The sequence below is a fragment of the Pseudomonas sp. AC112 genome (assembly GCF_979253545.1).
Genome location: NZ_CEEDCM010000001.1, coordinates 4,937,736 through 4,962,134, shown reverse-complemented (window position 1 = coordinate 4,962,134; position 24,399 = coordinate 4,937,736). Strand labels below are relative to the sequence as shown.

Below are 24,399 nucleotides of genomic sequence, written 5' to 3'. Positions count from 1 at the left end.
GTTCCTTAGCGCAAACGCGCGCGCAGTTGAATAAAGCGGCGGGTCGCGTACAACCCGGCGGGCGTGCAATGGCGTCGCGCCGACAGCCACGGGATCAGAGCGTTGAGCTGCTCCTCATCGGACAGCTTCCACAACGATTCCACCAGCGCCTGGGTGTCGGGATCCGCCGGGCGATGCTGCTCGCGGGAGAACCGGCTGCCACGTCCGGGCCGTACGGGCGGCACGCGTTGGTCGCTGGTCCAATCGCCGGCGATCCAGTCGTGCAGCACCTGTTTTTCATAGCCGCTGAACACGCCGAACATCGCCGCGCCCGCGCCTTCGATCAATTGCCAAAAGCGGCTTTCGGCCGGGTCCTGATCGCGCTTGATCCAGCCCTTGTCTTCCAGGGCCTGGAGAAAGGCGCCGATCTGCCCCGGCTGACCCAGCCATTGGTTGACAGTCTTGCCTTCGAAGCGGCAATAGTCCGAATGCATGTGCTGGCCGAAGGTGCGCTTGCGCTCAAGCATGGCGACCACTTCGTCCTGCAGGTTAAAGCCATTGATGACGGCCGTTGTCCCAGGGCCCAGGTCGTTGAGGCGATAACCCTCGGCCACGCGGCGATAGAAGTCCGCCCTGCCCTCGCCCAGCGGCAACAGGTTCAGCACCGACTGCGCCGCCTTGCATGCATGGCCGCTGCTGGCGTTGTCGATGGTCACGTGCAGGGTGAAGTAATAGGGGTCGATGCCCAGTTCGCTCAACTCATAGGCCGTGATCAACAGGTGCAGGGGTAGTTGCTCATAGCCGAGGTTGTAGCCGATGATCTCCGGCAAGAAGTCTTCGGCGCACAGCCCCAGGGCCATCTGCAGCGCACCTTGCAGGTAGTGCGTGTCTTCCAGGCCCGCGTTGCTGTCGGCATCGTGTTCGCTGAGCAACTTGCGGTAGATCACCACATGGTTCTGGGCCGCCTCACCGTCGCCGAGTTCTTCGAGGTAGGTGGTGAGCAGGCCGTCAAAGCGCGGGTCTTGCCAATGGCGCAGCAAGCCATTGAGCCAGGCACCGTCGACCTGTTTGGTCGGGGCCACGCGCTGCAAGAAGTACAGCGCATGGGCCTTGTTCTGGAAGTAACGACGTGGCCGGCCTTGCTGGCGTTGTTCCAGGTAATCGGCATAGGCCTCGGCCACCTCGGTGCAACGCTGTTCGATCCAGCCGGGCAGTTGCTCGGGCACTGGCGGCAGCTCGCTGGGCGCGTCTTGCACCTGCGCCAACTGCGCCTGCAGGAAATCCCGCGCAGCCTCGTGCGCGCCCTGGCCTTCACCATAAAGCTGCTGGTAAAGCCCATGGTACTGGCCGCAAACCGAATGAGTGAGAGAGGCCGGCTGGCCCGACAGCGCTGTGAGAAGCGTCATGATGGCAGTTTCCGCAAAGTCCGATACAACCAGACCTCCCGACAAGGAGGCCCCGCAAGAGCGCTCAGAACCACACGCTTCTAAAGTGAAGAGCATCGGGGTGTGCGGAAAATTCAATCAGGGTTGAAGAGGGACGGATCGACGGTCAGGAGCGGTACGGTCTTAAATGCCTCCCGGCACGGCTGGGTTGCCCTTGCGCCAGACGCTATGCACGGCGATGCGCTGGATCAGCCACTCGCTTACCTGTCGGACCCGTTCAACGTCGTAGCGGTTCTTCAACAGGTAGTGCCGCGACGGGTCGCTTTGCGGCACATGCTGCACCTCCACCAGAGCGTTCAGGCGGGCACAAAGGCTGGATCGCGTCTTCATGAGGTGTGCTGCCAGCTCTCATGGTCGAATTTCGTAGTTATGTCGCGCAGTGTTTCGGCGTTTCTCCGGCACTTCACGGCGGTGACCAACCTGAGCCCGCTGCAGTATCAGAAGCGAGTGCGTTTGTTACAGGCGCGCACCTTGATGGTGGCCAATGCCAGCAGCGTGGCCTGTGCGGCGTTTGAGGTGGGGTATGAAAGCGCGACCCAGTTCAGCCGCGACTATTCGAAGGTCTTTGGGCTATCACCGGCGAGGGATACGGCGCGGATTTCAGACGACTACAAACGCCATCGGCGTAACAGCCAGTAAAAGCTGTATGCAGGAACCGGGCATGCCGCGTCGGTTTTTTTGTAAACGCTGTCGACAGGTTCTGTAGTACACCCAACGACGATCACCTCCCTGGGCGCTCACCACCGTTTCAACGTCGCGAAAAGCCAACGCGTCCGAAAGAATATCCAGCAGCTCCCCACGGCAACGTCCTACTGTGCGCTTCGTCGGGCGATGGCTATCACCGCAGGCGCAGCCCTTGGTTTTCGGGCATCCCCCCCTTTTGGCAACGGTCAACAATTGGAATGAATGGATTTGTTTCCACCGCCCCGCGCCGTGATTTTCGCAACCGTTGCTCACATTTGCCCGGCAGCCCCCCTCTTGATAGGTTCCAGCCGTGCTCATCGAGAGCACGTGATTCCCCCTATCAAACAAGAAAAGAGGTTTCAGATATGGGATACATGGCTAGCTTGAACGCAAACAAAATTGCCGAAGTGGAACAACTGGAGCAGGAGCACACGGACGACTTCATCGAGGCGCTGCAACTCACTGACACGGAAAAAGCCGAGCTGGAAGTCGAGTAAGTGAGTCGAGGAGAGGCCATGCCTCTCCTCCTTACCGGGAGTCATCGCCATGCATACCCACCCTGCCATCGTCCCTGAACGCAGCCAGTCCCTGACCCATGCGCACCAACAAATAGTCGCCCAATTGAGTGCGCTCAAGTTGCGCGCGCGCCTGCGCACCGTGGGTGATGCGGCGCTGTGCGTACAGGCCCGCGTGTATAACGCGCAATCAACCGAAGTCGCACGCGGCGCCGGCAAGGGCCATCTGGCAGCGGCACGTGTCGGCGCACTCTATGAAGCATTGGAGCATTATTTGAGCGACGACCTGCAGGCGTCGCCGCTTCATCGCCAGGCATCCAGTTACTTTGCCGCTGACTCACGGTTTGACGATGACAGCGCGCTGGCAATGCTGACGGCACAACAAGAAGACGCCATCGTCTGCCGGACGTACCGCAGCCTGGTGGATGACCAGCCGTTTTCCTACCCACTGGCATTGACGTGCCCGCGCTACTGCGAACAGCCGCTGCACGACGATCCTACCGACCTGCGCGCCCTGCGCCGTTATTCGAGCAACAGCGGAACCGCCATCGGCGCCACCGGCGACGAGGCGCTGCTGCATGCACTGAATGAAAATATTGAACGGGATGCCCTGTCACTGTTTCTGCTGGAACAGTTTTACTATCAACGTCCATCCGGTCTGCGCCGGGTCGATCCACGCAGCCTGGGCCCCGAAGCCAGGACCGTATTGCAGGCACTGCATCAGCGGTTCAACGCCGAAGTGGTTGTACTCGACATCAGCCGTGAGTTCTGCGCGACCACCTGCCTGGCGTTCATCAATGCGCCTTCGACAATGCCCGTGGTGTACGGCAGCGGCACCTCCCTGACGCCCACCCATGCGGCCTGGCGTGCGCTGGCCGAGCTTGCGCAGTTGCAGGCACTGGCGACCGAACCACCCTTGAGCTGCCACATGCTCAATGCCCAGCGCCATCTTGCCCCGTTCGCGCGCCTGCAACGTTGCCTGCAATTCACGCCTGAACACTTGATGGCGCAACCCGTCGAGTGGGTACACCTGAATGAGCACGAGTCCCTGCCGGATCTCGGCGAACAGATAACCCGCCTGGTGGGCGACATGGTCAGCCACAACCTGACACCCGGTGTGTGCACGCTCTTTCAAAGCCCGCTCGGGACTACGCTCGTGCACGCCGTGATCCCGGGGCTGGAACGGTTTTTCCTGGTCGCCACCGGCAACGTCGTGGTGCCGCAACAGCGCGGTCGACGCCTGTGCGGCAAGCCGCAGGGCGTCTCGTCATGAGCGCCGCCACCGTGCAACGCCATCTGGAGCCGCTGGGGTTCGGGCTCGCTCAACTGTTTGTGCTGCATGCCGCCGGCGTTCGCTGGGCCGGCCGCAACAGACCGGTGTCTCACCACCAGGGGCAACGCCGCATGAGCAGCATCCTGCGCCCAGCCATGCTGCTGGGGCCGCTCGCCGACCACCAGTGGAGCAACGAAGGCGTTACGTTGTTTTATCAAGCGACGACACCCGCCGCCAAGCACCTGGCCTTTGTCGAAGCGAGCCGCGATGCGCGCAGCGAAGTGTGCTTCCCCTACCCACCGCTGGGGCCGCACGGCGAGGAGTTCATCTGCCCGCCAGCCTTTTGGGAATGTGACGATGAACGTGCTGCGCAGTTGAACATCGACGAGGCGCACTTTCGCGAACACTGCGTCGCTGTACTGCGCGAACGCCTCAAGCCCGGAGCGCTGATCCACGATCCGGCGTGTTCGACCGGCGAGTTGATCGCTCATCTGGCCCAGGAGCTCCCCCGCTGCCTGTGCCTGGGCTCGGACCTTTCGGCGTCGATGATCCGCTATGCGGCGCAGCGCCATGCCGGTTCACCCGTGCGCTTCAGGCAAGCGGACGCTGCGCGTGAAAGCCCGGCCTGTGATGCATTGATCCTGCGTTTTCTCAATGCCGAAGTGGTCACCCGGCACGCCGCCGATACCTTGCTGCGCTCGCTGCTCGGTAGCCTCAAGCCGGATGGCGTGGCCCTGGTGTTCGGCCATACGCCGGTGCTGCCGGCTGTTCGCTGGATCGCACAGGGATTGGGCATCACCCTGGAGTCCTGCGTCGCGGCCCGACCGGGCCAGCTTGAATTGTTCCAGTTCTACCAGCTCAGTCGCCCGTCGCCATGACGGATTGTCAACGCAGCGGCTACTTGTCAGTGTCCGGCAACCACCCGTTGTACTGGGAGCGGCACGGTCGGGAAGGCGCCGAGCCGGTGTTCTTTCTTCACGATGGGCCAGGAGGGTGTTCCAGTCGTGATCACTTGGCGTTTTTCAACCCGGAGCACTTCGATAGTGTCCTGTTCGATCAGCGCGGTGGAGGGCGCTCAAGCCCTCATGGTGAGCGGCGTTGCGAGCCAGGCATGACGCCTTCGCCCCCGTGCTGATGCGCGCGATTCAGCAAAGCCTGATGGCGCCAGACCGCGGACAGTAAAACGGCACGCAAGCGTGCCGTTCTGCCCTCTTACACTTGACGCAATTACTTGCGCGCCGCCTCCCACTGCTTGAGCAGGTCGTTGTAGTTCACGGTTTCGCCTTTGGGTTTTTCGTTGGCCAATTTCGGTTTAGGCGCGCCCGGCTGGTCGAACCAGTATTGCGCATCACGCTCAGGGTTCATTTTCGGGCCGCACACCGGTTGCACTTTGGAACGCTCCAGGCGCGTCATGATCGCGTCCTGTTCCTTGGCCAGGTTGTCGAGCGCCTGTTGCGGGGTTTTCTCGCCGCTGGCGGCGGCGGCGATGTTGCTCCACCACAGTTGCGCCAGGCGTGGGTAGTCCGGCACGTTGGTGCCAGTCGGCGACCACTCGGTCCGGGCCGGGCTGCGGTAGAACTCCACCAGGCCACCCAGCTTCGGTGCCATGTCGGTCATGGCCTGGGAGTTGATGTCGGACTCACGAATCGGCGTCAGGCCGACGATGGTTTTCTTCAGCGACACGGTTTTCGAGGTCACGAACTGCGCGTAGAGCCAGGCCGCGAGTTTCTGTTTCTCGGGCGTGGATTTGAGGAAGGTCCAGGAGCCTACGTCCTGATAGCCCTTCTTCATGCCCTTTTCCCAATAAGGTCCGACAGGCGACGGCGCCATGCGCCATTTTGGCGTGCCGTCGGCATTCACCACGGGCAGGCCCGGCTTGACCATGTCGGCCGTAAACGCGGTGTACCAGAAGATCTGCTGGGCGATGTTGCCTTGGGACGGCACCGGGCCGGATTCGGAGAAGGTCATGCCCGCCGCTTCCGGTGGCGCGTAGGCTTTCATCCAGTCCACGTATTTCTGCGTGGCAAACACCGCGGCCGGACCATTGGTGTCGCCGCCACGGGTGACGCTGGAGCCCACCGGGTGGCAGTCCTCGACGCGAATGCCCCACTCGTCCACCGGCAGGCCGTTGGGCAGGCCCTTGTCGCCACCACCGGCCATGGAGAACCAGGCATCGGTGAAGCGCCAGCCCAGGGACGGGTCTTTCTTGCCGTAGTCCATGTGCCCATAGATACGTTTGCCGTCGATTTCCTTGACGTCTTCGCTGAAGAACTTGGCGATGTCTTCATAGGCCGACCAGTTCACCGGCACGCCGAGTTCGTAGCCGTATTTTTCCTTGAACTTGGCTTTCAGCTCTGGGCGCTCGAACCAGTCGGCGCGGAACCAGTAGAGGTTGGCGAACTGTTGGTCAGGCAGTTGGTAGATCTTGCCGTCAGGCGCGGTGGTGAAGGAAATGCCGATGAAGTCCTTGATATCCAGGGTCGGCGAGGTGAAATCCTTGCCTTCATTGGCCATCAGGTCCGTGATGGATTCGGTCTTGCCGTAGCGAAAGTGCGTACCGATCAGGTCCGAATCGTTGACCCAGCCGTCGTAGATATTCTTGTCGGACTGCATCTGGGTTTGCAGCTTCTCCACCACGTCGCCTTCTTGCAGCAAGTCGTGGGTCAGCTTGATCCCGGTGATTTCACTGAAAGCCTTGGCCAGCACCTTGGACTCGTACTCGTGGGTGGTGAGGGTTTCCGACACCACGTTGATCTTCATCCCACGAAAGGGTTCGGCAGCCTTGATGAACCACTTGAGTTCCGCAAGCTGCTGTTCGGCCGTGAGGGTGGACGGTTTGAACTCGCTGCCGATCCATTTTTTCGCGGCATCTTCGTACGCATCGGCCCAGGCCGAGGCGCTCAAACCGCTCAGGGCCAGTACGGCGGCCAATGAAATGCTATGTCGCAGCTTATTGTTCTTATTCAACATAGAGACCTCCTGGTTATTTTCAAAAGGGACTACAAACCCCACCGCCCCGTGTAGGAGCCGGCTTGCCGGCGATAGCGATCTTGAGCGCGCCATCGCCGGCAAGCCGGCTCCTACAAGGGCGTGGTATCCGGATTAGCCCCAACGCATCACACTCAACAGCCATACCAGGGAGAGCGCGGACGCCACCCAGATGCTCCAGTCGGTAACGCCGATGACCAGCAAATGCAGGTAGGCGCTGCCGAGAAGACCGATAAACAAACGATCACCACGGGTGGTGCTGATCGGTAAAAAACCACGCCGGGGGATGCTCGGCGAGCGCAGTTCCCAGGTGGTCATGCCCGCGAGGATCAGGGCTATGGCACCAAAGAACAGCGCGGTGGGGGTGGTCCAGGCCATCCATTCCATCATCGACTCCTCAGACCCGGCCAAGGGCAAAGCCCTTGGCCACGTGGTTGCGAACAAACCAGATCACCAGCATGCCGGGAAGGATAGTCAACACCCCCGCCGCCGCCAGCACGCCCCAATCGATACCCGACGCCGACACCGTGCGTGTCATCACCGCCGCAATGGGCTTGGCGTTGACCGAAGTCAGGGTGCGCGCCAGCAACAACTCGACCCAGGAAAACATGAAGCAGAAAAACGCCGTCACACCGATGCCAGAGCCGATCAACGGGATAAAAATCTTCACGAAGAACTTGGGAAACGAGTAGCCGTCGATGTAGGCGGTTTCGTCGATTTCCTTGGGCACCCCGGACATGAAGCCTTCCAGGATCCACACCGCCAACGGCACGTTGAACAGGCAGTGCGCCAGGGCCACGGCAATGTGCGTGTCGAACAGGCCGATGGACGAATACAGTTGGAAGAACGGCAGCAGAAACACCGCCGGTGGCGCCATGCGGTTGGTCAGCAACCAGAAGAACAGGTGCTTGTCGCCCAGGAAACGGTAGCGCGAGAACGCATAAGCCGCCGGCAGCGCCACGCTCAGGGAGATCACTGTGTTCAGGCTCACGTAGTACAGCGAGTTGAGGTACCCGGTGTACCAGCTCGGGTCGGTGAAGATCACCTTGTAGTTGGCCAGGGTGAAGTCCTGCGGAAACAGCGTCAGCCCGCCGAGGATTTCGGTGTTGCTCTTGAAGGACATGTTCAGCAGCCAGTAGATCGGCACCAGCAGGAACAGGATGTAGATCAGCAGCGGTATCAGCTTTCTCTTGTTCATGTTGGCGGCCTCAGCGGTTGGCGTCGGAGTGGGTCATGGCGGTGTAGAACAGCCAGGACACCAACAGGATGATCAGGAAGTACACCAGCGAAAACGCCGCCGCCGGGCCCAGGTCGAATTGGCCTACGGCCATCTGGGTCAGGGTCTGACTCAGGAACGTGGTGGCGTTACCCGGCCCGCCACCCGTGAGGACGAAGGGTTCGGTGTAGATCATGAAGCTGTCCATGAACCGCAGCATCACCGCGATCAGCAGCACGCTCTTCATCTTCGGCAACTGGATATGTCGGAACACCGCCCAGGCCGAAGCACGATCGATCCGCGCGGCCTGGTAGTACACATCCGGAATCGCCCGTAGGCCGGAGTAGCACAGCAGCGCCACCAGCGACGTCCAGTGCCACACGTCCATCACCAGCACCGTGACCCAGGCGTCCATGGTGTTGGCCGCGTAGTTGTAGCTGATACCCAACGCATTGAGGCTGTAGCCCAGCAGGCCGATGTCGGCGCGGCCGAAGATCTGCCAGATGGTGCCCACCACGTTCCACGGGATCAGCAGCGGGATGGCGAGGATGATCAGCACCAGCGACGACCAGCGCCCCTTGGTCGGCATGGTCAGGGCGATGGCGATGCCCAGCGGGATCTCGATCAGCAATACGCAGGCCGAGTAGATGAACTGACGCAGCAGCGAGTCATGCAGGCGCGGGTCGAGCAGCACCTGCTTGTACCAGTCGGCGCCGACGAAGTAGCGGCTGGACTGGTCGAAGATGTCCTGCACCGAGTAGTTGACCACGGTCATCATCGGGATCACCGCACTGAACGCCACCAGCAGGAACACCGGCAACACCAGCCACCAGGCCTTGTTGTTCTGCACCTTGTTCATGGCTGCACCTCCAGCAGGTAGTCGTCGGCATACACCATCAGCCATTGCGCGGGAAAGCTGATGGAGGCCTTGCCTTCGGGCACCGGTTTGTCTTCGGCCAGGCGCACCTTGAGCAGCGCGCCGTCGAGGTTGAGGGTAATGATCTTGTAGGTGCCGAGGTCTTCGAGATGAGTGACATCGGCCTGCAGGGCGTCAGGATTGTACTCGTCCCACACATGGATGAATTCCGGGCGGATACCGACCTGCAACTTTTTGTACTCGGTGTTGGCAATGCGTTGCTGCAAGGCCTCTGGCAAGGGCAGGTGAGTGTCGGCAAACCGCACCCCGCCCGCCTCGGCCTGCACTTCGATCAGGTTCATCCCAGGGCTGCCGATGAAATAGCCGACAAAGGTGTGGCTCGGCCGTTCGAACAGGTCGCGCGGCGTGCCGAACTGTACGATTTGCCCGCCGTACATCACCGCGATCTTGTCGGCGAAGGTCGAGGCCTCCAGTTGGTCGTGGGTGACGTAGACCATGGTGATGTTGAACTGCTCATGGATCTGCTTGAGCTTGCGCCGCAGTTTCCACTTGAGGTGCGGGTCAATCACCGTCAGCGGCTCATCGAAGAGGATCGCCGACACGTCGTCGCGCACCAGGCCCCGGCCCATGGAGACTTTCTGTTTTTCGTCGGCGGTAAGGTTGCGGGCCTTTTTGGCCAGCAGGTTTTGCAGGTCGAGGACCTCGGCAATTTCCTGCACCTTGCTGTGGATCTTCGCCTCGGCCATGCCCTGGTTGCGCAGCGGGAACGCCAGGTTGTCGAACACCGTCATGGTGTCGTACACCACCGGAAACTGGAACACCTGGGCGATGTTGCGTTTTTCCGGGGTAAGGTCGTTGACCACTTTGCTGTCAAACAGCACCTGGCCCTCGGACGGGCTGAGCAGGCCGGAGATGATATTGAGCAAGGTCGACTTGCCGCAGCCCGACGGCCCGAGCAAGGCGTAGGCCCCACCCTGCTCCCACACGTGGTTCATTTCCCGAATGGCGTAGTCCTCGGGGCCGCTCGGCGTAGGGCTGTAGCTATGCGCCAGGTTCTGCAAATGGATCTCGGCCATCAGGCAACCCTCGCGACACGGCGCCCGGGGGCCTGGACCAAACGGCCCTGGCCATCGAACACAAACAGTTTATGGGTGGGGATGTACACGCGGATCGGCGCGTCGACGTCGTATTCGTGCACGCCCGGCAGGTGCAGCACCAACAGGAAGTGTTCGCTGCGCACGTGCAAGAAGGTTTCCGAACCGCTGATCTCGGCGACTTCCACGGTCACCGCCAGCTCCAGGTCGTCGTCGTTGCTCGGCACCAGGCTGATATGGCTGGGACGTACGCCGAAACGGAACTCGCCTTCGCCGATGGGGCGCAGGTCGACGTTGAGCGGGAAGTGCACGAAATTGGCGAAGCTCACTTCATTGCCGCTGATACGCCCCGGCATCAGGTTGATCGGCGGCTCGGAAAACAGCTCGGCGGCCAGCACGGTCTGCGGCTGGTGATAGACCTCGGCGGCCTTGCCGCTCTGGATCACCCGGCCTTCGTGCAGGATGGTGGTGGTGCCGCCCAGGGCCAGGGCTTCGTTGGGTTCGGTGGTGGCGTAGATGGCGATGGTGTGGCGCGCGGCAAACAGCTCGCGCATTTCCTGACGCAGCTCTTCGCGCAGTTTGTAGTCCAGGTTCACCAGCGGTTCATCGAACAGGATCAACTCGGCGTCCTTGACCAGCGCACGGGCCATGGCCGTGCGTTGCTGCTGGCCACCGGAGAGTTCCAGCGGGTGACGCTGGAGGAATTTCTCGATGCGCAGCATCCTGGCGGTTTCCAGCACCTTGCTCTGGATCAGCTCGTTAGACACACCGGCCTGGCGCAACGGCGAGGCGATGTTCTCGAACACGGTCATGGTCGGGTAGTTGATGAACTGCTGATAGACCATCGACACGTTGCGCAGGCGCACCGGTTTTTGCGTGACATCCACGCCGTTCATCAGGATGCGACCGCTGTCGGGCTTGTCCAGCCCGGCCATCAGGCGCATCAGGCTGGTCTTGCCGGACAGCGTGCGGCCGAGCAAGACGTTGAAGGAACCGGCTTCGAAGCGCAGGTTGGCGTCGTCGATCCAGGTCTGGCCTTCGACAACGCGGGAGACATGTTCCAGGGTCAATGACATGACACGACCTTTTTATTATTGGAATGAATCTGGCCAGGTGTCAGAGCGAGTTTCGTGCCAAAACGGCAAGTGCTTGATGTGCAAGGAAATGGGCTAAACGGGATGTTCAGGTGTGAACAGAAATGAACATCACAGGCTGAACAACTGAACACTCAGGCCCTTGACAATGAACAGTCCTGAACAACACTCTCATCACCGATACAGGGCAGATGTGGGAGCGGGCTTGCTCGCGAAAGCGTTGTGTCAGTCAATAAACAGGTCGACTGGTCCAACGCATTCGCGAGCAAGCCCGCTCCCACATTTTGATCCGGTTTCTTCAGGTAGATTGTGCAAGCCCAATAACAATAAAAATGAAGGTCGCACCATGGCCGAACCACTGGCTCACGACACCCTTATCCAGGAATCCTGGCGCCGTTGCCGCGCCTTCGGCCTGGACCACCAGAGCACGCCCAGCTTCGACCAACTCCCCGCCGAGGGCATCAGCCAATTGCTGGAGAGCCAGCACTCGCTGGTACAGACCACCCATCAGGAAGTGCTGCCCTACTACGAAAATATCCTCAGTAACTCCAACTGCCTGATCATGCTGGCCGACAACCAGGGCCAGGTGCTGACCAGTTGGGGCACCCAGCGCTTTATCGAACCCAAGCTGGCCAGGGGCTTCAACCCCGGCGCCAGCTGGATGGAGCGCTCCAGCGGCACCAATGCCATCGGCACCGCGCTGGCCTGCGCCCAGGCGGTGCATATCGAACACGATGAACACTTTCTCAAGGCCAACCGCTTCATGACCGGCTCGGCGGCGCCGATCTTCGATGCCCAGCGCGAGATCATCGCGGTGCTGGACGTGTCCAGCGACAGCTACCTGCCGCCCTCCCACACCCTGGGCATGGTCAAGATGATGAGCCAGACCGTGGAGAACCGGCTGATCCTCAACCTGTTTCGCGGCGAGCACTTCCAACTGACCTTCAATACCGGCCTCAGTAACCTGGATAGCCAATGGGCCGGCCTGCTGATCTTTGATGAAAGCGGCCAGGTGCTGTCAGCCAACCGACGTGCCGACAACCTGCTGGGCATCAGCCTGTCGCGGGTGATGATCGACAGCCTGTTCAAAGTGTCGCTGCTGGAACTGTTGAACCAACCGGAAGGCCTGCCCTTCTCCCTGCAAGCCGCAGGGCGCAATCGCTTCCAGTGCTTGTTGAAGCGGCCCAGGCAAATGCCGGTGCAGGCGCGTGTATTTACTGAACCGACGCCGCCAAAGCCTGCCTCCATTGGCCTCAAGACGTTGCATTTTGGCGATGTGCGCGTAGAGAAAGCCGTGCGCCAGGCCGAGCGGTTGCTGGAAAAAGATATTCCGCTGCTGATCCACGGCGAAACCGGCGTGGGCAAGGAAGTGTTCGTCAAAGCCTTGCACCAGGCCAGTTCGCGCAGCCAGAAGGCGTTTATCGCGGTGAACTGCGCGGCGATTCCGGCCGAGCTGGTGGAGTCGGAACTGTTCGGCTATGAAAAAGGCGCCTTCACCGGCGCCAATCAAAAAGGCAGCATCGGCCTGATCCGCAAGGCCGACAAGGGCACGCTGTTTCTCGACGAGATCGGTGACATGCCACTGCCCACCCAGGCCCGCTTGCTCCGGGTGCTGCAGGAACGTTGCGTACAACCAGTGGGCAGCAGCGAGTTGTTCCCGGTGGATTTGCGCATCATCTCGGCCACCAACCGCGCACTGCGCGAGCTGGTGCAGGCCGGACGTTTTCGTGAAGATTTGTACTATCGCATCGGCGGCCTGACCCTGGAACTGCCGCCCCTACGCGAGCGCACCGACAAGCAGGCACTCTTCCAGCAACTGTGGCAGCAACACCGCGAGCCAACCCAGTGGGCGGGCCTGAGCGCTGACGTGCTGGCGCTGTTCGAACAGCACCCGTGGCCGGGGAACCTGCGCCAGGTGAGCAGCGTGTTGCAGGTGGCGCTGGCGATGGCCGAAGAACAGCCGATCCGCCCGGAGCACCTGCCGGATGATTTTTTTGTCGACTTGAAAGTGGAACCACCGCAGCCGATCAGTGAGTACCTGGATGACAGCATCGACCTCAACCACCGCCTCAAGGCCGTCGGTGGGAATATCTCCCACCTGGCGCGCGAACTGGGGGTGAGCCGCAATACCCTGTACAAGCGCCTGCGCCAGCCCTAGCGCGGCTTGACCACCACCAGCAGGTCGGTGAAGTACTCCACCTGGATCGGCAGGTTATCCGCCAATGACGACAGCGCCGCTGCCGTGTCGTCGAGCTTGAACACGCCGGACACCCGCAGGTTCTGCAGGGCCTGTGGATCGAAGCGCAGCATGCCGTGGCGATAGCTGGCGAGGGTTTGCAGCACCTCGCTCAGGGGTTGGTCGTTGACCTTGAGCAGGCCACGGGTCCAGGCGTCGGGGTCACTATCGTTGATGGCTTGCGGCGGCTGCGCGCGGCCATGGTCGAGGACCGAGCGCTGGCCGGCCTTGACCTTGACCCCATCGAGGGTCTCGCCTTTGACCGCTACCGCGGACTCGATCACCGTCACCACCGTGGTGCCGTCTGCCGCGCGCTTGACCAGGTAACGCGTGCCCAGCGCTGTGGCGGTGCCCTGGTCGGTACGCACTACGAAAGGCCGTTGCGCATCTTTGGCCACGTCCACCCAGAGCTCGCCTTGCAGCAGTTCGATCACCCGTTGATGGCCGTCGAACTGCACGTCCACCGCCGAGTTGCTGTTGAGCTGCAACTGGCTGCCGTCTTCGAGGGCGATCTGTCGGCGCTCACCGATGCCGGTGCGCTGGTCAGCCATCCAGATGGGCAGGTGTTGCAGGCCCAGCCAACCGCACAGGACCACACCGAGCAAGCCCACCACCTGCGCGCCACGTCGAGGTCGCGGGGTGAAGGCACGGTTAAGGGCAATGCGCGCGGGCTTGGCGGGCAATGCGTCGAGGCTACCCCACAGCGCGCTCATGCGCTCGATAGCCACTTCGTGGCGCGGGTCGGCCTGGCGCCAGGCGTTGAAAGCCTGGCGATCGGCGTCGGTGACAGCTTCGTCGTGCAGGCGCGTGAGCCACTGCGCGGCCTGCTGGATAATCTGTTCGGAACTCATGCCAGCGGGTCAGCCGGGTGCAAGCTGTGGTAGCAATGCACCAGGGCGCTGGAGATGTAGTTTTTGACGGTACTGGAAGACACGTCCAGGCGCGTGGCGATTTCGCTGTAGGTCAGGCCATCGAGACGACTCAGCAGGAACGCTTCGCGGGCCTTGGCCGGCAGGCCGGCGAGCATCTCGGCAATGCGTTCGAGCGCTTGCAGCGCCACGTGAATCGCGGCAGGGTCGGGCATACCGGCGTCTTCGCACTGGATCGCCAGGGCTTCCATGTAGGCTTTTTCGATACGGCGACGGCGGGCGCCGTCGATCAACAGCCGCCCTGCCGTGGTGGCCAGGAAAGCACGGGGTTCCTTGATCGCCTGTGGCTCGGCCAGCATCAGCACGCGGATGAACGCGTCATGGGCCAGGTCGGCGGCATGCTGGGAACACCCGAGCTTCTTGCGCAGCCAGCCGTGCAACCAGCCGTGGTGCTCGCTGTACATCGCCGTGAGGGTCTGCTGCCGGACGGAGTCGCCCAGCGCGGCCGGAATGTCATGCATGCGCAAAAAGATCTCAAATGGGAATAATTGCCAATTGCGCAAACAATGCCAGTAAAACGGTGTAGGAGCAAGTGCCGCTCCTATGTCGGATGCTGCCCACTGTAGGAGCCCGGCTTGCCGGCGATGGCGCCCTTGAGATCGCTATCGCCGGCAAGCCGGGCTCCTGCAGTGGAACGGAGGTGTTTTAAAAATTACGTGCCGTTAGCGCCAACTCCATGACACGCCGGTGTAGAGGCCACGGCCGTCCGCTGGTGTGGAGCGCGCCATGTCTACGCCCTTGTCGTCATACCCCGGCGTGACGGTATTGGCGTAGCGCCGGTTGGTCAGGTTGCGCAGGTCGACCCAAGCTTGCCAGTCCTGCTTGGGTGCGTCGTAGCCGAAGGTAGCGCCGAGAATGGTGTAGGACGCGGCGTAATAGGAATTGGCATAGTCCACCGCCACTCTTGATGAATGCTCGGTGTTGAAGCTGGTGTAGAAACCGGTCGGATGGCTGTAGCGCACTTGCGCCTGATAGTAATGCTTAGGAATGCCCGGCAAGGTGTTGTCGCCGAAGCGGTCATCGTCACGGTAGTGGAAGTCACTGAAGGTGTAGGCCTGGCGTAGGGCAACCTGGCCGTTGCGGCCGCCGTCCCACAACGGGCTGAGCAGGCTCAGCTCAACGCCTTGGTGCACAGTGGGGCTGGCATTGGACTCGGCGACGATGGCATTGCTGGTGGAGGTCTGTGCCTGGGTTTCCACGGTGAGCAGTTCGTGGCGCACTTCGGAGCGGTACAGCGCCAGGTCCCACTGGCCGAGCCAGGCTTCGCCACGGCCACCGATCTCCAGGGTGGTGGCGGTCTGGTTTTTCAGGCTCACGCCTTCGCGCTGCAAACCGGTGGCCGCTCCACTGCCTGCGGGGAAGTATTTGTTCGAACCCCAGATCATCGACCACGCATGCGGCGGCTCCACCGAGCGGCTCAGGTTGCCGTACACCTGCAATTGCGGGGTGAAGTCGTAACGCAGGCCGACGCGCGGGGCGTAGTCCCAGTCATGCTGGCTGAGCGGCGCCTGGCCCTCGGGATAAGTGACCTGGGTTTCGCGACGGGTATAGATCGCCGCCAGGCCGGTGGTCAGCCACAGGTCAGGCACCAGTTCCAGGTCGTTGCCGATATGCAGCACGGTGTCGGAGCCCAGGTAGCTGTAGTCACGGGTCTTGGTGCCGGGGGTGTAGCCGGCAGTGTTACCGGCAGGCGTGCGCACATACTCCGAAGCGCCGTTGTTGGGCATCGCCTGGGTGGTGCGCAGGCCGAGTGTGGTCTTGCTGTCGTGGCCGAACAGCGTGTCCTGGCGGATGTAGTTGAGGGTGCCACTGATGTCGGTGTAGGCGACTTTCAGACGGTTGGTGCCTTCGCGCAGGTCCATCGGGTAATCATGGTAGGCCAGGCCGACTTCGACCCGGGCATTGTCATCCAGCTGCAGGGTGGTCTTGTTGGCGATCCAGGTGGAACCCGGCTGCAGGCGCTTGGAGTCGCGGGCGGCGTTGAGGCTGTTGGCCGCGCGTGGGTCGTGGCTGATCTGGGCGCGGGTGAGCTTGCCGGGGGTGTCGTTGGTGGTTTCGCGGTAGCGAAAATAGAAGCGGGTTTCCAGGTCCGGATTGAAACGGTAGCCGAAGTTGGCGGCCATGCCCTGGCCGGTGCCGGCGCTCTGGCGCTGGTAGCCGTCGGACTCGGAGTCGGTGAGGCTGATGTAGTAGTCGGCGTCCCCCAGCACCTGGCCCGAACTGATCTCGCGCTGGGCATAGCCTTTGCTGCCCGCTTCGTAGCGCAATTGCAGCTTGGGAGCGTCGTAACCGGTGCGTGTCACGTAGTTGACTGCGCCACCCAGGGCCAACGCGCCCTGGTCAAAACCATTGGCGCCCCGCAGCACTTCGACCCGGCTTTGCCACAACGGGTCTTTGAGTTCATAGGGCGTACCGCCGGGGCCGGTGAGTGGCAGGCCGTCGAACATTTCGTACAGGCCGGAGGCATGGGAACCGGGGCTGCGATTCAGCCCCGAGCCGCGAATCGAGAGTTTTACCCCTTCATTATTCGCCGCCTTGGCGTACACCCCGGCCTGGTACTTGAACACGTCTTCGTTGGTGCTCACCCTGCCCTGCTGCACGTTGTCCATGTCGATGTAATTGGTTCCGCCGGGCACGCTCTTGAGCTGCGCCTGGGCCACTTCACCGGCGCTGACTTCGCTGCTGGTGACTTCGACCGGGGCCAATTGCAGGTCTTCGGCGTGCACCAGCGAGCTTAACGTCAGGGCGGCAAGAAGGAACGGAGGTTGGCGCAGCAGCATGGGGCGGGTCCTTGGAATTCGGGGGGCACGTGGTGGGAAGACAGGGACGCCCGCCAGGTCACTCCTTATTAACGGACCAGACCTTTCCCACAACAGCGTCGGACGTTGATTCTTTTCTAAGTCCGAAATCGAATTAACACATGCAAACTCAGTATTTAAAGAAATAACCCCCAAGCATTACTGTGGAGCCACTGAGTCAACCACGTACCACGAGACCGCCCCCATGCAGACATCCGCCACGATCATCGACTTCACGCTCCACCGTAAACGCCGCCAGGCGCGTGCAGCGGCCGAGTTGATGTGGGCGATGTACGCAGCGCGTGCCGGGCTGGCGGTGTTTACTGCCCAGGCTGCTCCGTCCAGCGATACTCGCCGGGCGTAAGGCTGATGAATTTCCTGCACGTGCTTCCCGAACCGCCTGAACCCCTGCCCAAACCCAGCACTGACGACGACGTGATCAGCCTGTGCGTCGCCCACAACCTGCAACGCCTGCGCAGCAAACGCCACTTGTCCCTGGATGGGTTGGCACGTGCCTGTGGCGTGAGCCGGGCAATGCTGGCGCAGATCGAATCCGGGCGCAGCGTGCCGTCGATCAAGGTGCTGTGCAAGATTGCCAAGGGCTTGAAGGTGTCCGTAGCGGCGTTCCTGGAGGACCGCGCCTTCGAGGGGGTGGAAGTGCTGCCGGCGCAACAGAGCAAGCGCCTGGTGAGTGCCGATGGCGCGTTTATCAGCCGGGCATTGTTCCCCTACGATACCGCGCGCCAGTCCGAGTTCTACGAGATCCGCCTGCGCGCGCTGGGCGAGGAAGTGTCCGAAGGCCATGGCCCAGGTATCCAGGAAAACCTGGTGGTGGCCCAAGGCGTGCTGGAAGTCAGCGTCAACGACGAGCGCTATTTGCTTTCAACCGGCGACTCGATCCTGTTCTATGCCGACCAGCCCCACCGCTACCGCAACCCGGCAGACAGCGAGGCCGTAGCGTTCCTGGTGATTACCTACCCCGAACGCCTGGATTGAAACGCAAAACGCCCCGAATAATCGGGGCGTTTTTTTGAGTACGGGACCTATCAGCAGGTGCAGCACATCATCGGCATGCCGTTGCAGCTCATCATCATCGGCATGGCGCAGTCGTTCATCATTTTGTTCATGAGCATGCAGCAGTTTTCCATCATGGCCATGCTCATGCCTGGCATCGGCATCATTTTGCACATCATGCTGTCGCCCATCAGGGTGCATTCCATCACGCACTTCATCATCGGCATTGGCATGCCCATCATCGGCATCATGTTCATGCCGGTCATCATGGCCATGGCGTCGGCCGACATGCACATCATCGACATGTTGGCGCACTGCATCATCATCGGCATGCCGCAGTTCATCATCATCGCCATCATTTCGGCGCTGGTCTTGAACTGAGCCATGTCCATACCGGCAGCCGGCTTCATGGTGCACATCATGGCGTCCGCAGCCATTTCGCACTGCATGGTGGCCATCATCATCGGCATGCCCATCATCGGCATCATGGGCATGGAGGTGTTCATCGGCATCTGCATGGCATTCATCATCTTCGAAACTCCGTAATCGACAGGAAATGAGTAAGTTCTGGGGCCGATTCTAGAGACGCCAGAGGGCGGCGCAAGACGGCAGCAGAGCAGCAGGAATGGATGTTCGGGGGGAAGCTTAGCTAAAGAAAACAGCTGTGCTGGATGTGATGATGAGGATTTCGTCGCTATGGCATTCATCCTGATTGTTGAACGATTTAAATCGACGCTATGGATATTCGATCCTGGAATCTCGACCAACCTTATGGAAATAAACGATCTAACAGGGCGCAACTAGTGCTCAGGTTTCCTTAACGTGTGCATCAACTCTTCCGCTTCCGACCCAGGCGGGAGCCGAAAACCATACATTTCATCAGCGTCCAGTATCCCACCCAGCGCCTCGAGCAACTGCGCCTCGGTCGGTGACTCGCGCAGCAGCTTGTGTGCCGGCAGTAACACGTCGGCGGAAACGCCCTGGACACTCGCCGCATCGATCACGGCAAAGAGGATAAAGCGCAAACGTATTTCGCGATCAGTAGGCCAAACCGTTTTTTGCTTACCCATGCTGGAGGCCTCTCTCTTTCGGAAAAATCCGAGGCTATTGAGGACCGCAGGGTGTTTCAAGCACGGGGAGACAAGATAGGCCGCTTCCTACAAAGGAAAGGGAAACACCGTACCCATCATTAGGGAGAAACAAGCGTTCAGGGGAATGACTGACGGTGTTACGTGCCAGTACACGGGTCACTGCACCGGCAGGAAATTCATCAGCAACAAGCTCTGCGCATAGTTCAGTCCAATGCGGCGGTAGCGCTCGTCGAGCATCTGGGTCAGCAGGTCGAGGCGCGCGACAATCTTGCCGAACTCCACCGCAAAACTCAGGTTGCTGCCCTCCTCCGATATCTCATTGGAAAACAGCAGCAGCACGCCATTCGCATCCTGGCGTTTGCTCAACAACCAGGTGGCTTTCTCGATATTGCGCGCGGCATTGCTGACGAACTGCGGGTTGATCGAGTCGGTGATGTAGAACTCGGTGCGCCCGCCGTGGGCGGTGACGATCATGCTGCCGATGGCGTAGATAAACGCGCCAACCCGATCGCCCTTGAATTCCGGGCTCAAGGAATAGCTCAGCGCCACCAAATCACGCCGCTCCCCAAGGGCGGGTAGCGCGCGCCGTTGCTCGATGGCCTGGCGAATCTCCCGCGCCGCCGTGACCGCATCCGGATAACCCGACTGGCGCCATTGGCTGGGATTGCGCAGGTAGAGTTTGTTCATCAGCAAATACAGGCTTTGCAGGTTGTCACGCATGCCCAGCGTCGCCATGCGATCCACACTGGTCTGGAAGAACTCATCGGGCTTGCCATTGCTGAACTGCTTGGCGATATCGCGCCCCTGCTGCTGGCTGCAACCGCTGGCACAGAGCATTAACACGGCCGCCAGCAACAAGGGCTGGCGCATCCGTCGAAGGTTGAAACAAGGAAACGTGCGATCCATCGGCACCCGATCTGGCTCATCTGCCCACGCGGGGATCGGCGGGGCTGGGACAAGGATAGAGCGGAGAAATCCAGAAAAGTGCAATGGCGGTGGGGAGATAGTTGTCAGCAGAGGCCGCCGGGGCGGTGAAAAGGCGCATCCGCGACGAATATTTTCCAGGGTCTATACTGTTTGTAACAGTTGCGTGTGTTGTCGGCGATCCAGGGTGGCATTTCAACCTTTGAAGGGGCTGACGCGGTTGTCTCCATCACCGACGGCATACCCACCAGCAGCTGTACTTGAGGGAGACGGCAATGAAACATCCAATTCGAGCACAAATGGTTGTTCAGGTGATTTGCCTGCTTTCGGTGGCGCAGCTTTTTTGCTGAGCTGAGTATCACTGCCTTAACACTCGACCGCAGGCGCGGTAGTGGAAGGTATTGCCCGTGATAAACCGGCAACCTGGCCCGACATAACAATGCCGGGCCAGAACGTGCAGCTACAGCAAGACCGTGGCGAGCATGCCCAACGCGCCCAGGCAAAAGCCGATCAACGCGCCTCGCCCGGGGACTTCATGGAACAATGCCCAAATCAATACAGGCTCCAGCAGCAATAACGATGTGATGGACACCACCGTGACCACCCAAATGTCACCGACCGCCAGATACCCCAGCCAGTAAGCCCCCAACAGACAAAGCCCGGCAAAGCACATCACCACCACCGGCATGATGAACCCTTGCCACGAACCATCGCCTGCCTGAGCCAGCCTGGCGGTAACTACCTCACTGTAGATCGCACAAAACTCACCGATTACCATCAACCCTAGAGCAGAAACTCCGAGTAGTTCTTTGGACATATCAAAAACCCCTTCGTATTCAACGCACTGTTTTTCAACTCCCAGCGGGCAATGCTGCTGCCGAGGGTTTCGTTGCAGAGATACGAAGCAGCCTTGAACAGGCCTGAATTACCGAAGTGCTTTTGCATGCTCATGTCCTTTTTGGGGGTGAGGCTTGGCGACCAGGCAGGTCGCTCGTTGCGATCATACGTTTCGTCAGCGGCCTTGCACAACCAAGGCCCGGCTGGCGTACACGCCATAAAAAATAGGCCGCCCCCTCGCCGCCGTCCCTCATGATCAGGCTATGATCGGCCCATACAAACCGGACGCCTGATGCCCCATGCCCGTCGACTTGCAAGCCCTTTATCCCAAACTGATCCACTTGATGCTGGATACGGTCTTCGTCGTCGACAGCGATAACGTAATTGTCTTCGTAAGCGATGCCTGTGAGGCACTGCTCGGCTACCGTGCCGAAGAGCTGACGGGCACGCTGATCACGCACTACATGCACCCGCAAGACCTGGCGCGCACCCGGGCCTCCATTGTCCGGGTGATGAATGGCCAACCCCACGTCGACTTTCGCAATCGCTACATCCGCAAGGATGGCAGCGTCGTGCACATCCTATGGGCGGCCTTCTGGTCCGAAGAGGTCGGTGCGCGAATCGGCGTCGCGCGGGACGTCACCGCGCTCACCCAGGCCGAGGAGGAACTGCGCTTCCTCGCCCACCATGACCCGCTGACGGCCCTCACCAACCGATCACTGTTCAACGATCGGTTGGACCAGGCCCTGCAAGCCGCACGCACCCACGGCCACACCCTCGCGTTACTGTTTCTGGACGTCAATGACTTCAAGGGCATCAACGACGTGCACGGCCATGCCATGGGTGATCGCGTGCTCTGCGTGATTGCACGACGACTGGAGCGTTGCGTGCGCGACACTGACCTGGTGGCCCGGATGGGCGGTGATGAGTTCACGGTACTGATCACCGATATCCAATTGCCGGACGCGGTTGCCGGCAAGGTGGCGCAGATACTCACGGCCATGGCCGAGCCGCTGGGCGCTGAATTTGGCGGGGTGAAGATGCCGTCCTGCAGTGTTGGCGTGGCGTTTTACCCGGGGGATGGGGAGGATGCGGATACGCTGTTGAGTCATGCGGATGGCGAGATGTATCGGGTGAAACGGTTGCGGGTTGCTAGCGAGCGATGAGACGCGCATAAAACGGCCACTTTCGCCAAGCGGCCACTTTATACAAAAAAGCAGTATCACTCTTTATTTTTAAATACCGTTGAAAACATTGGAGCCAACAATGCAGCACCTCGCAGATTCAAATGATCATCATCGTAATAGATGGGCAATCCCCCATTTGAACCATGACATGCACGCTCGTCGCACAGGTATGGCAGAGGGTCTAGCACCTTGACGCCACATGCGGCCACCGCTGCATCCTGCGCCTCCCAAACAAACGCATTACGCTTTTTGTATTCCTCCATGGAAACGGAAATATCTCTCTCTACCCCGAACAGTAACGCTCGGCCGGTGAATTTCGGCACATTGATACGTTGCTCTGGTATGGGCCTGACTAAATACACTTCCCGGTCTGCTTTGAATGCACACGCCGTGTTTATAATTCCAGCACGCATTTTTTCCAGATGCTCTGGCAGCCCATGGGAATCTGGCGATTCAAAATACATGGGCGCTAGCAGTCGCTTAAGGACGTCATCGGACTCGTTAGGTCCAAACGCATACAGTGAAGTCCTATTCACAATGATCAGGGGTACGTTTTTCGGTAATACTCTCTGTTGCTCTAACGCCCAAGCGACAAACTTACCACACTCGTCAAGCCCATCCGTCGTTTTACTCGACAGTACCGTAGGGCACGCATCCAGCGTCCATTGCAAGACATGATCGTTTTTACTCGGCAGCGCAAACTCCACCGCTTTTACCAGCGCCCCAGCATGGCTATCACCTATCGTGATAGCTGCCAAATGTTCGCCTCCAAAAGTGCAACCCGTGATGGAGGCCGCGTCGTATATTTTAGAATGATCGAAATGCTTACACAGCTCATGTCGGGCATCCACATTATTCGCTTGCTCGAACGCGGCATTCGCTCGAGGCGGAATCCTGCCTTGAACATTCGCACCGACAAAGCTGACAAAAAGACCTACACCCGCAAAAACGGCAGAAAGAATCACAAAGACGATCAACGCGACCAGGGACGAAAAACGGTTGAATAGGAACAGCTTGCTTTTCTCAATCATTGAATAGGACAGGCTGCCCAAAACGAATGTGCCTAATAAGCCTAAACCGATGGCGACTGCGGAACTCTGATATTCGGTATAGACCAGCGCTACTACGATGGGCCAGTGCCACAAATAGATAGAATAAGAGCGACTCCCCAACCATTGAGCGATTGCAGTCGATGTAAATATCGAACGTTCCCTGGAAGCAATCAAAATCATCATTGTTCCAAGCACAGGAATCAATGCGAGCGAACCGGGCCACACATCAGTGACGTCCAGCATCGCCACCGAAACGACTATCAGGCTAAACCCAATTAGCTCAATACATTGACGCATCCTCTGAGGGAGGTCGCATTTTTCCGCCGTTAGATAAACCAAGCCGCCTGCTGCCATCTCCCACCCTCTCGTGGGCAATAGATAAAACGCGGCTGACGGGTAGGAGATGGAAAAAATCACTGAAATACAGAGTGACATAACAAACAATGTAGCCAGACCGAACGTCATCAATGCTTTACTGGGCCTGAGCTTCCAGAGCACAGCCATGAATATTGGAAGTAAAATATAAAATTGCCACTCTACCGAAAGAGACCAGGTATGAAGCAACCATTTGTCGTAAGACTCAGCATCAAAATACCGGGCTTCACTCAAAAACTGAAAATTAGAATAAAAACCCAACGCACTCGCGACATGCTTGCCCAATACACCATAATCAACAGCGGGCAAATAAAACCATCCTGCAACCAGAAGCGCTATACACACCGCTAACAAGGCAGGAATTATTCTGCGCGCCCGGGCCAAATAAAAGTTGATAAATGAAAACTGAGAGCCTCCCGGAGCGCTCAACGCTCTGTATATAATCCCTGTCATCAAAAATCCCGAAATGACAAAAAATACATCAACGCCGATGAATCCACCTCTAAATCCGGAAACGGAAAAATGGTAGAGCACAACGGTAAGGACCGCCCAAGCGCGAAGCCCATTGATATCCTGTCTAAATGCTTGCTGCTTTTTTGGTAACATTCCAAGGCTCACGATTTAATATCAACTCAATACTTCTTTCACACTTGAGAAAGATCGACAACACAGAACAACGATGACTTAAAGCACTGGTTACCGAGACACGACGTGCACCCGCCAAAACAATTTTCATCTTTAGCAACGCCTAAAAATGACTTTAACTGTCTGCCCGTCACCTCAATAACTCA

At 59.7% G+C, this 24,399-nt stretch carries 22 protein-coding genes and 1 pseudogene; 7 read left to right on the top strand and 16 right to left on the bottom strand.

Translation table 11 applies throughout. The annotated features are described in order from the left end of the window. Positions 1–5: 5 nt before the first annotated feature. Positions 6–1,385, bottom strand: a complete 1,380-nt coding sequence (locus AC0IYN_RS23095) for an iron-containing redox enzyme family protein (protein WP_457248464.1) — start codon at positions 1,383–1,385, stop codon at positions 6–8. Between the two features lie 162 nt (positions 1,386–1,547). Beyond that, positions 1,548–1,754 carry a hypothetical protein gene (locus AC0IYN_RS23090; protein WP_457248463.1) on the bottom strand — a complete coding sequence of 69 codons (207 nt, stop codon included), beginning with the start codon at positions 1,752–1,754 and terminating at the stop codon, positions 1,548–1,550. Positions 1,755–1,802: 48 nt separating this feature from the next. Between AC0IYN_RS23090 and AC0IYN_RS23085 the strand changes: the two are divergent. The 3 genes and pseudogenes from AC0IYN_RS23085 to AC0IYN_RS23075 all read left to right on the top strand — a co-directional run. Further along, positions 1,803–2,063, top strand: a pseudogene (locus tag AC0IYN_RS23085) (helix-turn-helix domain-containing protein); the annotation flags it as partial. Between the two features lie 591 nt (positions 2,064–2,654). Further along, positions 2,655–3,896 (top strand): YcaO-like family protein, encoded by a 1,242-nt coding sequence (locus AC0IYN_RS23080; protein ID WP_457239470.1) that lies wholly within the window; start codon positions 2,655–2,657, stop codon positions 3,894–3,896. Beyond that, positions 3,893–4,774, top strand: a complete 882-nt coding sequence (locus AC0IYN_RS23075) for a class I SAM-dependent methyltransferase (RefSeq protein WP_457239469.1) — start codon at positions 3,893–3,895, stop codon at positions 4,772–4,774. The genes AC0IYN_RS23080 and AC0IYN_RS23075 overlap by 4 nt, the downstream gene beginning before the upstream one ends. 349 nt (positions 4,775–5,123) lie before the next feature. On the opposite strand, the gene AC0IYN_RS23070 is transcribed toward AC0IYN_RS23075, so the two are convergent. From AC0IYN_RS23070 to AC0IYN_RS23045, 6 genes are all read right to left on the bottom strand, one after another. Then, positions 5,124–6,866, bottom strand: coding sequence for an ABC transporter substrate-binding protein (locus tag AC0IYN_RS23070; RefSeq protein WP_457239468.1), 1,743 nt, complete (start codon positions 6,864–6,866; stop codon positions 5,124–5,126). Between the two features lie 132 nt (positions 6,867–6,998). Then, on the bottom strand, positions 6,999–7,271 hold the full coding sequence (locus AC0IYN_RS23065) for a DUF2160 domain-containing protein (RefSeq protein ID WP_010209675.1): 273 nt from the start codon (positions 7,269–7,271) through the stop codon (positions 6,999–7,001). Positions 7,272–7,281: 10 nt separating this feature from the next. After that, positions 7,282–8,082, bottom strand: a complete 801-nt coding sequence (locus tag AC0IYN_RS23060) for a carbohydrate ABC transporter permease (protein WP_071491788.1) — start codon at positions 8,080–8,082, stop codon at positions 7,282–7,284. A gap of 10 nt (positions 8,083–8,092) precedes the next feature. Continuing rightward, positions 8,093–8,959, bottom strand: coding sequence for a carbohydrate ABC transporter permease (locus AC0IYN_RS23055; protein ID WP_025858174.1), 867 nt, complete (start codon positions 8,957–8,959; stop codon positions 8,093–8,095). Beyond that, the gene (locus tag AC0IYN_RS23050; RefSeq protein ID WP_457240526.1) at positions 8,956–10,053 is read right to left on the bottom strand and encodes an ABC transporter ATP-binding protein; all 1,098 of its coding nucleotides are present in this window, start codon (positions 10,051–10,053) and stop codon (positions 8,956–8,958) included. The genes AC0IYN_RS23055 and AC0IYN_RS23050 overlap by 4 nt, the downstream gene beginning before the upstream one ends. Next, the gene (locus tag AC0IYN_RS23045) at positions 10,053–11,147 is read right to left on the bottom strand and encodes an ABC transporter ATP-binding protein (RefSeq protein WP_071493336.1); all 1,095 of its coding nucleotides are present in this window, start codon (positions 11,145–11,147) and stop codon (positions 10,053–10,055) included. Before AC0IYN_RS23045 ends, AC0IYN_RS23050 begins: the two co-directional genes overlap by 1 nt. A 364-nt stretch (positions 11,148–11,511) precedes the next feature. On the opposite strand from AC0IYN_RS23045, the gene AC0IYN_RS23040 reads away from it, so the two are divergent. Continuing rightward, a complete protein-coding gene (locus AC0IYN_RS23040; protein WP_471843398.1) occupies positions 11,512–13,323 on the top strand; it encodes a sigma-54-dependent Fis family transcriptional regulator in 1,812 nt (603 codons plus the stop codon). Here the strand turns inward: AC0IYN_RS23040 and AC0IYN_RS23035 are convergent. From AC0IYN_RS23035 to AC0IYN_RS23025, 3 genes are all read right to left on the bottom strand, one after another. After that, positions 13,320–14,252, bottom strand: a complete 933-nt coding sequence (locus AC0IYN_RS23035; RefSeq protein WP_457248815.1) for a FecR family protein — start codon at positions 14,250–14,252, stop codon at positions 13,320–13,322. The two genes, AC0IYN_RS23040 and AC0IYN_RS23035, sit on opposite strands and share 4 nt — an antisense overlap. Further along, positions 14,249–14,791, bottom strand: coding sequence for a sigma-70 family RNA polymerase sigma factor (locus AC0IYN_RS23030; RefSeq protein WP_406599434.1), 543 nt, complete (start codon positions 14,789–14,791; stop codon positions 14,249–14,251). Before AC0IYN_RS23030 ends, AC0IYN_RS23035 begins: the two co-directional genes overlap by 4 nt. Before the next feature lie 201 nt (positions 14,792–14,992). Beyond that, positions 14,993–17,110, bottom strand: a complete 2,118-nt coding sequence (locus tag AC0IYN_RS23025; protein WP_406599435.1) for a TonB-dependent receptor family protein — start codon at positions 17,108–17,110, stop codon at positions 14,993–14,995. Positions 17,111–17,333: 223 nt separating this feature from the next. On the opposite strand from AC0IYN_RS23025, the gene AC0IYN_RS23020 reads away from it, so the two are divergent. Both AC0IYN_RS23020 and AC0IYN_RS23015 read left to right on the top strand, forming a co-directional pair. Further along, complete coding sequence (locus tag AC0IYN_RS23020; RefSeq protein WP_406599436.1) at positions 17,334–17,492, top strand: hypothetical protein; 159 nt, start codon at positions 17,334–17,336, stop codon at positions 17,490–17,492. Between the two features lie 5 nt (positions 17,493–17,497). Next, complete coding sequence (locus AC0IYN_RS23015; RefSeq protein WP_025858168.1) at positions 17,498–18,124, top strand: helix-turn-helix domain-containing protein; 627 nt, start codon at positions 17,498–17,500, stop codon at positions 18,122–18,124. A 50-nt stretch (positions 18,125–18,174) separates the two neighbouring features. Here the strand turns inward: AC0IYN_RS23015 and AC0IYN_RS23010 are convergent, their stop codons facing one another. The 4 genes from AC0IYN_RS23010 to AC0IYN_RS22995 form a co-directional block, all read right to left on the bottom strand. Further along, entirely contained in the window at positions 18,175–18,672 is a 498-nt protein-coding gene (locus AC0IYN_RS23010) for a hypothetical protein (RefSeq protein ID WP_471843390.1), read from the bottom strand. 270 nt (positions 18,673–18,942) lie between these two features. Beyond that, positions 18,943–19,212, bottom strand: a complete 270-nt coding sequence (locus tag AC0IYN_RS23005; RefSeq protein ID WP_406599438.1) for a hypothetical protein — start codon at positions 19,210–19,212, stop codon at positions 18,943–18,945. A 177-nt stretch (positions 19,213–19,389) separates the two neighbouring features. Then, positions 19,390–20,103: a hypothetical protein gene (locus AC0IYN_RS23000; protein WP_099491802.1), complete on the bottom strand. Its 714-nt coding sequence runs from the start codon at positions 20,101–20,103 to the stop codon at positions 19,390–19,392. A gap of 514 nt (positions 20,104–20,617) precedes the next feature. Then, entirely contained in the window at positions 20,618–20,935 is a 318-nt protein-coding gene (locus tag AC0IYN_RS22995; protein WP_457239877.1) for a hypothetical protein, read from the bottom strand. A 358-nt stretch (positions 20,936–21,293) separates the two neighbouring features. Here AC0IYN_RS22995 and AC0IYN_RS22990 point away from each other — a divergent pair, with 358 nt between their 5' ends. Beyond that, positions 21,294–22,160 (top strand): diguanylate cyclase domain-containing protein, encoded by an 867-nt coding sequence (locus AC0IYN_RS22990; RefSeq protein ID WP_471843387.1) that lies wholly within the window; start codon positions 21,294–21,296, stop codon positions 22,158–22,160. A gap of 56 nt (positions 22,161–22,216) precedes the next feature. On the opposite strand, the gene AC0IYN_RS22985 is transcribed toward AC0IYN_RS22990, so the two are convergent. Beyond that, the gene (locus AC0IYN_RS22985) at positions 22,217–24,226 is read right to left on the bottom strand and encodes an acyltransferase family protein (RefSeq protein WP_471843385.1); all 2,010 of its coding nucleotides are present in this window, start codon (positions 24,224–24,226) and stop codon (positions 22,217–22,219) included. Between the last annotated feature and the right edge of the window lie 173 nt (positions 24,227–24,399).